Origin of the sequence: Actinomadura montaniterrae, from assembly GCF_008923365.1 — a bacterium.
Lineage (GTDB): Bacteria > Actinomycetota > Actinomycetes > Streptosporangiales > Streptosporangiaceae > Spirillospora > Spirillospora montaniterrae.
This window is the reverse complement of record NZ_WBMR01000334.1, coordinates 1-7632: the sequence shown is the minus strand read 5'-3', so window position 1 is coordinate 7632 and position 7632 is coordinate 1. Positions and strand designations below refer to the sequence as shown.

Below are 7632 nucleotides of genomic sequence, written 5' to 3'. Positions count from 1 at the left end.
CTCCGCGCGCGTGGTCCCGCGCGGAGCCGGCCCCGGCGGCCGGCTCCGGACGCCCGTCAGCGGTTCCGGCTGCGCATGTTCCGGACGGACTTGGTGGTCTCGTAGCTGCCCTTCTCGTCGTCCAGCTTCACGTCGTCGCGGTCGGTGAACATCGCGACGAACGCGACGAGCAGGCCGACACCGCCGATCCACGGCTCGCGCCAGACGAAGCTGGCCGCCACGCAGGCGACCGCAACGGCAATGAGCAGCAAGAGCTTCACGTCGCACCCCTCGACCGCGCCATGAACGTCCGGGAGAACAGCTCACCCAGACTAGAACACGCTTTCGTTGCGGAATCAACGAGTAATGGAAGACTTACCCGCTGCCCGCAGGATGCATCCTGACATGCCGCGGCCCGCCGGGGAAAGATCCCCGGCGGGCCGCGACGCGGAAAATCCGGCTACTTGCGCGCCTTGCCGCGCTTCTCGCGGATCTTCATCGCGATGTCCAGCGGCGTCCCGGCGAACCCGAACTCCTCGCGCAGCCGGCGCTCGATGAACCGCCGGTACCCCTCCTCGAGGAACCCCGATGTGAACAGCACGAACCGCGGCGGCCGCACCCCCGCCTGCGTCGCGAACAGCACCCGCGGCTGCTTGCCGCCGCGCACCGGGTGCGGATGCGAGTTCACCAGGTCGGCGAAGAACTGGTTCAGCTTCGACGTCGGGACGCGGGTGTTCCAGCCGTCCAGCGCCGTGTCGATCGCCGGGACGAACCGGTCCATGTGCCGGCCCGTCTTCGCGGAGATGTTCACCCGCGGCGCCCACCGCGCGTTGTGCAGCTGCCGGTCGATCTCGCGCTCCAGGTAGTGGCGGCGCTCCTCGTCCAGCAGGTCCCACTTGTTGTACGCGATGACCAGCGCCCGGCCCGAGTCGATCACCATCGACACGATCCGCAGGTCCTGCTCGGCGAGCGGCTCGTCCGCGTCCACCAGCACCACCGCGACCTCGGCGCGCTCCAGCGCCGACTGCGTGCGCAGCGTCGCGTAGAAGTCGGCGCCCTGGTTCTCCCGGTGCCGCCGCCGGATCCCCGCCGTGTCGATGAACCGGAACGTCCGGCCGCCCAGCTCGATCAGCTCGTCGACCGGGTCGCGGGTCGTCCCGGCCACCGCGTCCACCACGGCCCGGTTCTCCCCCGCCAGCCGGTTCAGCAGGCTCGACTTGCCGACGTTCGGCCTTCCCAGCAGCGCGATCCGGGTCGGCCCGCCCTGCTCCCCGAACGTCTCGCGCGGCGCCTCCGCCGGCAGCGCCTCCAGCACCGCGTCCAGCAGGTCCCCGCTGCCGCGGCCGTGCAGCGCCGACACCGGATGCGGCTCCCCGATGCCGAGCGACCACAGCATCGCCGCGTCCGCCTCGGTGCCCGCGTCGTCGACCTTGTTGGCCACCAGCACCACCGGCTTGCCGGACCGGCGCAGGATCTCCACCACGGCCTCGTCGACGTCCGTCGCGCCGACCGTCGCGTCCACCACGAACATCACCACGTCGGCCAGGTCGACCGCGAGGCGCGCCTGCTCGGCGATCGCCGCGGCCAGCCCGGCCGCGTCCGGCAGCCAGCCGCCGGTGTCGACGACGGTGAACCGCCGCCCCGACCACGTCGCGTCGTAGGCGACCCGGTCCCGGGTCACCCCCGGCACGTCCTCCACGACGGCCTCGCGGCGCCCCAGGATCCGGTTCACCAGCGTCGACTTGCCGACGTTGGGCCGCCCCACCACCGCCACCACCGGCGCCGGGCCGGCGTCGGCGGCGACGTCCTCGACGACGTCCGCGGTCTCGATCTCGTAATCGCTCACAGTCATATCCCCACAGGGGCCGTCAGGCCGCCCGCTCACTCATGCTCTTTGGCGAGGCGGACGACCGCCTCGATGACCTCGGCGAGGCCCAGCTCCGTCGAGTCGATCTCGTGCGCGTCCGCCGCCTTCGCCAGCGGCGACGCCTTCCGGGTGGAGTCCAGCCGGTCGCGGCGCGCCTGCTCCGCCTGCGTGACGGTCACCGACGCGCCCGGGTCCGCCGCCAGGTCCTTCGCGCGGCGGGCCGCCCGCACCTCCTCGCTGGCGGTGAGGTACACCTTCACGGGCGCGTCCGGCGCGACGACCGTGCCGATGTCGCGCCCCTCCACGACGATGCCCCCGCCCGCCATGATCTCACGCTGCAGCTCCACCAGCCGCGCCCGGACGGCCGGGACCGCGCTGACCGCGCTGACCGCGTTCGTCACCTCGCGGGTGCGGATCGGCTCCGACACGTCCCGCCCGTCCACGCTGATCGACGGGGCGTCCGGGTCGGTGCCGGACACGATCACCGGGTCCTGCGCGCGGGCCGCGACCGCGTCCGCGTCCTCCACCGGGACGCCGCTCCGCAGCATCCACCACGTCATCGCGCGGTACATCGCGCCGGTGTCGAGGTAGCGCAGGCCGAGCGCGCGGGCGACGCCCTTGGACGCGCTGGACTTGCCCGAACCGGAGGGTCCGTCCATGGCGATGACGAGCGGCACGATCGCTCCCTTTCGTCGGCATCGAAGCGCCCGCCGGCACGGGCGGGCGGCGGGCGGGGCGGGCGGCGGAACGCGAGCGCTTCCCTCGCGGGGCCCAGCGCTTCAGGCTACCGGCCCGCGCCCACCACCGCGGCCCACCGCGGGGTCCTGAGGCCGGCCATCGGCCGGGCACCGCGAGATCCGGCCCGCCCATCCGCCGAGAGCCGCAAGATCCGGAGACCGGGGCGGCGGCCAGGTGGCGCTTGATCCTGCGCTACCGGCCGGGGACCGACCAGCCGCGGGAGCGCAGCTCGGCGGCGAGCCTGTCCGCCGCCTCCGGCACCACCGCCAGCTCCAGCACGCCCAGCGGGCGGCCCGGCGAATGCTCGATCGTCACGTCCTCGATGTTCACCCCGGCGATCCCCGCCGCCTGGAAGATCATCGCCAGCTCGCCCGGCCGGTCCGGGATGACCACCTGTACCGTCGCGTACGCCGACTGGCCGCCGCCGTGCTTGCCCGGGATCCGGGACCGGCCCGCGTTCCCGCGCAGCAGCAGGTCCGCGACGTGCGCCGCCGCGCCCTCGCTGCCGTCGCGCAGCAGCGACGCCGCGACCGCCAGGTCCGTCGCGACCGCCTCCAGCACGTCCGCGACCGGCTCGGCGTTCGCCGACAGGATCCCGATCCACAGCCGCGGGTCGCTCGCCGCGATCCGCGTCACGTCCCGGACGCCCTGCCCCGACAGGCCCAGCGCCGTCTCGTCGGCGCCCGTCAGCCGCGCCGCGACCGCCGCCGACACCACGTGCGGGCCGTGCGACACCAGCGCCACCGCCCGGTCGTGCTCCGCGGCGTCCACCTCCACCGGCATCGCGCCGCACGCCTTCGCCAGCGCCGTCACCGCGGCCACCGCCTCCGGCGCCGCCTCCGGCGTCGCGCACAGCGCCCACGGGCGGCCGAGGAACAGGTCCGGACGCGCCGCGCCCGGCCCCGACCGCTCGCTGCCCGCGAGGGGATGCCCCGCCACGAACGTCGACAGGTCGCAGCCCAGCTCCGCCGCCTGCGCCAGCGGCAGCGCCTTCACGCTCGCCACGTCGGTGTACGCGGTCGCCAGGCCGCGCTTCTGCGCGTCCAGCAGCGTCACCGCGACCGCCGCGGGCGGCACCGCCAGCACCGCCAGGTCCGCGGGCTCCGCGGACGCCCCGTCCGGCAGCGCCTCCCCCGCGCCCAGCTCCACGGCCAGCGCGAGCGCCGCCGCGTCCCGGTCGGTCAGCAGCACCTCCGCGCCGCGCTCGCGCATCGCCAGCGCGATCGACGTGCCGATCAGGCCCGTCCCGACCACGACGATGCGGCCCACCACGTCCTCGTCCACGCCCGTCACCCTACTGCGCCCCGTCCAACCCGATCCGCGCCGTCCGCGCCGATCCCTCGCTCTGGCGCTATGGCGCCCTGCCCATGCCTCGCTGCGCTCTGGCGCTATGGCGCCCCACCCATGCCTCGCTGCGCTCGGGCGCTATTGCGCGATGTCCAGCCGGAGCGCCTTGGCGCCGCGCAGGTACACGTGCTGGACCTCCGCGCGCGGACGGTCCGTCGCGACGTGCGCCATCAGCCGGATCACCCGCGGCAGCGCGTGCGGCACCGCGATCTCGCTCGCGCACATCAGCGGCACCTCCTGGAAGCCGAGCTTGCGCGCCGCCAGCGCCGGGAACTCCGCCGTCAGGTCCGGCGTCGCCGTGAACAGCACGCTGATCACGTCGTCGGTGGTCAGCTCGTTGCGGCTCATCACCTCGCTCACCAGCTCGGTCGTCGCCGCCAGGATCTCCCCCCGGTCGTCGGCGTCCACCTGCGTCGCCCCGCGGACCGCGCGTACCGCCACGTCGCTCCCTCTCCGTCCCGTCCGATCGCCGGGCCTACAGCCCGACCGCCTGGTACAGCTCGCCGACCTCCTGCACGGTCAGCGCCCGCATCGTGCCCGGCTTCAGCTGGCCGAGCTTGATCGGCCCGAACTCTATGCGGGCCAGCTGCTGCACCGGGAACCCGACCTCCTTCAGCAGCCGCCGCACGATGTGCTTGCGGCCCTCGTGCAGGGTGATCTCCACCAGCACGCGCTTGCCGATCTGGTCGAACACCCGGAACCGGTCCGCCTTGGCGGGCCCGTCCTCCAGCGTCACCCCGGCGCGCAGCCGCTTGCCGAGATCGCGCGGGATCGGCCCGTGGATCTCGGCGAGGTAGGTCTTGAACACCCCGTAGCTCGGGTGGGTGAGCCGGTGGGCGAGCTCCCCGTCGTTGGTGAGCAGGATCAGGCCCTCGGTGTCGGTGTCGAGCCGGCCGACGTGGAACAGCCGCTCCGGCACGTCCACGTAGTCCTCCAGGGACTTGCGGCCCCGCTCGTCCGACATCGTGCTGACCACGCCGCGCGGCTTGTTGATCATGTAGTACCGCATCTCGGCGCGCGTCTCGACCCGCTTGCCGTCGACGTGGATCACGGCCCGCTGCGGGTCGACCCGCTCACCGAACCGGAACACCCGCTTGCCGTCGACGGTCACCCGGCCCTCGCCGATCAGCTCCTCGCAGTGGCGGCGGCTGCCGATCCCGGCCTCGGCCAGCACCTTCTGCAGCCGCACGCCCTCGTTGTCAGTCACGATTCCTCAACTATGTCTTCTGGCAGGTCGTCGGGGAGGAAGGGGGCCAGCTCCGGCAGCTCGCCGAGGTCGCGCAGCCCCAGCCGCTCCAGGAAGTACCCGGTGGTGCGGTACAGGTGCGCGCCGGTCTCCGGCTCCTGGCCGGCGTTCTCGATCAGGCCGCGCAGCGTCAGCGTCCGCATCACGCCGTCGCTGTTGACGCCGCGGACCGCCGACACCCGCGCCCGGCTCACCGGCTGCCGGTAGGCGACGACCGCGAGGGTCTCCAGCGCGGCCTGCGTCAGCCGGGCCTGCTGGCCGTCGGTGACGAACCGCTCCACCACCGGGGCGCACACGTCCCGGGTGTAGAACCGCCAGCCGCCGGCGACCTCCCTGAGGTCGAACCCCCGGCCCTGCTCGGTGTATTCCGCGGCCAGCTCCCGCAGCGTCGCGGCGACCTCGCCGCGCGGCCGCTCCAGCAGCTGCGCCAGCGTGATCTCCGCGACCGGCTCGTCCACCACCAGCAGGATCGCCTCGATCGACGCGCGCAGCCCCGGTCCCGCGTCACCGCCGGCGTCCCGCGCCTCCACCGGCGCCTGCTCCGGCGGCTCCTCCAGCAGTCCGGCGGGCTCCTGCTCCGGCGGCTCGGCGGGCGTCTCGGCCCGCGGGGCGGCGGGCCCGTCCTGCGGCGGGTGCTCCTCCGGCACGTCCGGGCCGGGTCCCTCAGTCATCGTCGTCCTCGTCCTTCCCGTCCTTCTCGGCCGCGTCCCGGGCCTCGCGGGAGCCCTCGTAGTCGTCGCCGACCGCGACGTCGCCCTCGTCGGTGCCGGTCCACGTGACGTGCAGCTCACCGAGCGGCTCGAGCTGCTCGAACGTGACGGCCCGCTCCCGGTACAGCTCCAGCAGCGCCAGGAACCGCGCGACGACCTCGTAGGTGCCGTCGGCGTCGGACGCCAGGACGCGGAACGTGGTCTGGCGGAGCCGCCGCAGCTTCTCCACGACGATCGCGGCCTGCTCCTTGACGCTCGCCTTCGGCTGGTACATGTGCTCGACCGACACCGACGGCGGCGCCTTCGGGGCGAGGGCCTTGGCGGCGAGCCGGGCGAACTCCTCCGGGCCGAGGCCGAGCAGCACCTCCGGCAGCAGGTTGGCGAACTTCGGCTCCATCGGCACCACGCGCGGGAACCGCTTCGCCGCGTCGGCCATCCGGGCGGCGAGCACCTGCGCGACCTCCTTGTACGCGCGGTACTGCAGCAACCGGGCGAACAGCAGGTCGCGGGCCTCCAGCAGCGCCAGGTCCTCCTCGTCGTCGACCTCGCCGGACGGCAGCAGCCGCGCCGCCTTCAGGTCCAGCAGGGTCGCGGCGACGAGCAGGAAGTGGCTGGCCTGGTCGAGGTCCCAGTCCTTGCCGTAGGAGCGGATGTGGGCGATGAAGTCGTCGGTGACCTTGTGCAGGGACACCTCGGTGATGTCGAGCTTGTGCTTGGAGATCAGCCCGAGCAGCAGGTCGAAGGGGCCGTCGAAGTTGTCGAGGTGGACGCGGAAGCCCTGGTCCCCGCCCTGCTCACCGGCCTGCTCCGCGCCCTGCTCGGCGGCCGCCTCCCGCTCCGGGTCCGGCTGCGCGCCGTGCTCCGGCGCCGTCTCGTCCACGTCGCTCACGGTAGCGGAGGACGCCGCCCGCCCCGTGCTCCCCGGCAACATGCTCACCGGCCACATCGTCCCATGCCCGGCGGGGTGCGGGCGCCCGTCCGCCGGACGCGGGCGGCGCGGGCGTCAGGACGGGCGGCGCCCGATGATCCGGGCGACGAGGTCCTCGGCCTTGGCGCGGGTGAAGTCGCCGCTGATCTCCAGTGTCCCGCCGGTGATCGGGCCGCCGGTGACCGCCGGCGCCGACAGCACCTGCCCGCCGACGACCATCGCGATCTGCTGTCCGGGCGCGCCGGGCTGCTGCTGCGCCGCAAGGCCGGTGAGGCGGGCGAACGCCTGCCCGTCCGCCCTGGTGAAGCCGATCTGGATGCTCCAGAACGTGGTGCCGCCCGACGGCGGCTCGGCCTTCATGTGCTCGACGCGGCGGACGGTCATGCCGCCCCCGGCGAGCCGGTAGCAGGACGTCCCGGACGCCTCCGGCAGCGTCCCGGCGGCGCAGGGCGCCTGGGAGACCGCGGCGACCTGCTGGAGCGTCATCGGCTGCCGGAGGTCGGCCGGCCCGCCGTCGTACCCGCCGCCGCCGCGCGTCGCCAGGTAGGCGACCGCGCCGGCGATCACGAGGACGAGGACGAGAGCCGCCGCCCCGCCGATGATCAGCGGCGTGCGACGCGAGGGGCCTGCGGGCGGCGCGTACGGCGCGGCGGCGCCGGGCAGCGGGTAGGCCGCCGGCGCAGCCCCGGCCGGGGGCGGGCACGTCCGTTCTCCCAGGCGTTGAGCAGGTCGATGTTGGCTTGCGGTGGGTCCAGGTTCTCGCGCTCGCAGAGGCCGGCGAGTTCGTCGATGGCGACTCTGGCCGTCCAGCCGCGGG

General features: G+C 74.2%; 10 protein-coding genes. All 10 read right to left on the bottom strand.

Annotation, left to right across the window (positions count from 1 at the left end):
* Nucleotides 1-56: 56 nt before the first annotated feature.
* Nucleotides 57-260: a hypothetical protein gene (locus F9B16_RS47470; RefSeq protein WP_151546846.1), complete on the bottom strand. Its 204-nt coding sequence runs from the start codon at nt 258-260 to the stop codon at nt 57-59.
* A gap of 179 nt (nt 261-439) precedes the next feature.
* Nucleotides 440-1825 carry a ribosome biogenesis GTPase Der gene (gene der / locus F9B16_RS47465; protein WP_449700399.1) on the bottom strand — a complete coding sequence of 462 codons (1386 nt, stop codon included), beginning with the start codon at nt 1823-1825 and terminating at the stop codon, nt 440-442.
* 35 nt (nt 1826-1860) lie between these two features.
* On the bottom strand, nt 1861-2523 hold the full coding sequence (cmk, locus tag F9B16_RS47460; RefSeq protein WP_225992601.1) for a (d)CMP kinase: 663 nt from the start codon (nt 2521-2523) through the stop codon (nt 1861-1863).
* 253 nt (nt 2524-2776) lie between these two features.
* Nucleotides 2777-3877 (bottom strand): prephenate dehydrogenase, encoded by a 1101-nt coding sequence (locus F9B16_RS47455; RefSeq protein ID WP_404800596.1) that lies wholly within the window; start codon nt 3875-3877, stop codon nt 2777-2779.
* Between the two features lie 132 nt (nt 3878-4009).
* Nucleotides 4010-4372 (bottom strand): chorismate mutase, encoded by a 363-nt coding sequence (gene aroH, locus F9B16_RS47450; protein WP_151546844.1) that lies wholly within the window; start codon nt 4370-4372, stop codon nt 4010-4012.
* Between the two features lie 34 nt (nt 4373-4406).
* Nucleotides 4407-5138, bottom strand: a complete 732-nt coding sequence (locus tag F9B16_RS47445) for a pseudouridine synthase (RefSeq protein WP_225992599.1) — start codon at nt 5136-5138, stop codon at nt 4407-4409.
* The gene (gene scpB, locus F9B16_RS47440; protein ID WP_151546842.1) at nt 5135-5848 is read right to left on the bottom strand and encodes an SMC-Scp complex subunit ScpB; all 714 of its coding nucleotides are present in this window, start codon (nt 5846-5848) and stop codon (nt 5135-5137) included. The genes F9B16_RS47445 and scpB overlap by 4 nt, the downstream gene beginning before the upstream one ends.
* Entirely contained in the window at nt 5841-6767 is a 927-nt protein-coding gene (locus F9B16_RS47435) for a segregation and condensation protein A (protein ID WP_225992598.1), read from the bottom strand. Before F9B16_RS47435 ends, scpB begins: the two co-directional genes overlap by 8 nt.
* A 123-nt stretch (nt 6768-6890) precedes the next feature.
* Nucleotides 6891-7382: a SecDF P1 head subdomain-containing protein gene (locus tag F9B16_RS47430; protein ID WP_151546841.1), complete on the bottom strand. Its 492-nt coding sequence runs from the start codon at nt 7380-7382 to the stop codon at nt 6891-6893.
* Between the two features lie 35 nt (nt 7383-7417).
* The coding region (locus tag F9B16_RS53340; protein ID WP_225992597.1) for a hypothetical protein at nt 7418-7632 on the bottom strand (215 nt) is incomplete at its 5' end.

Excerpts from the sequence above, each read along its gene's own strand:
- scpB (WP_151546842.1), bottom strand. The coding sequence starts at position 5,848 with ATGACTGAGGGACCCGGCCCGGACGTGCCGGAGGAGCACCCGCCGCAG.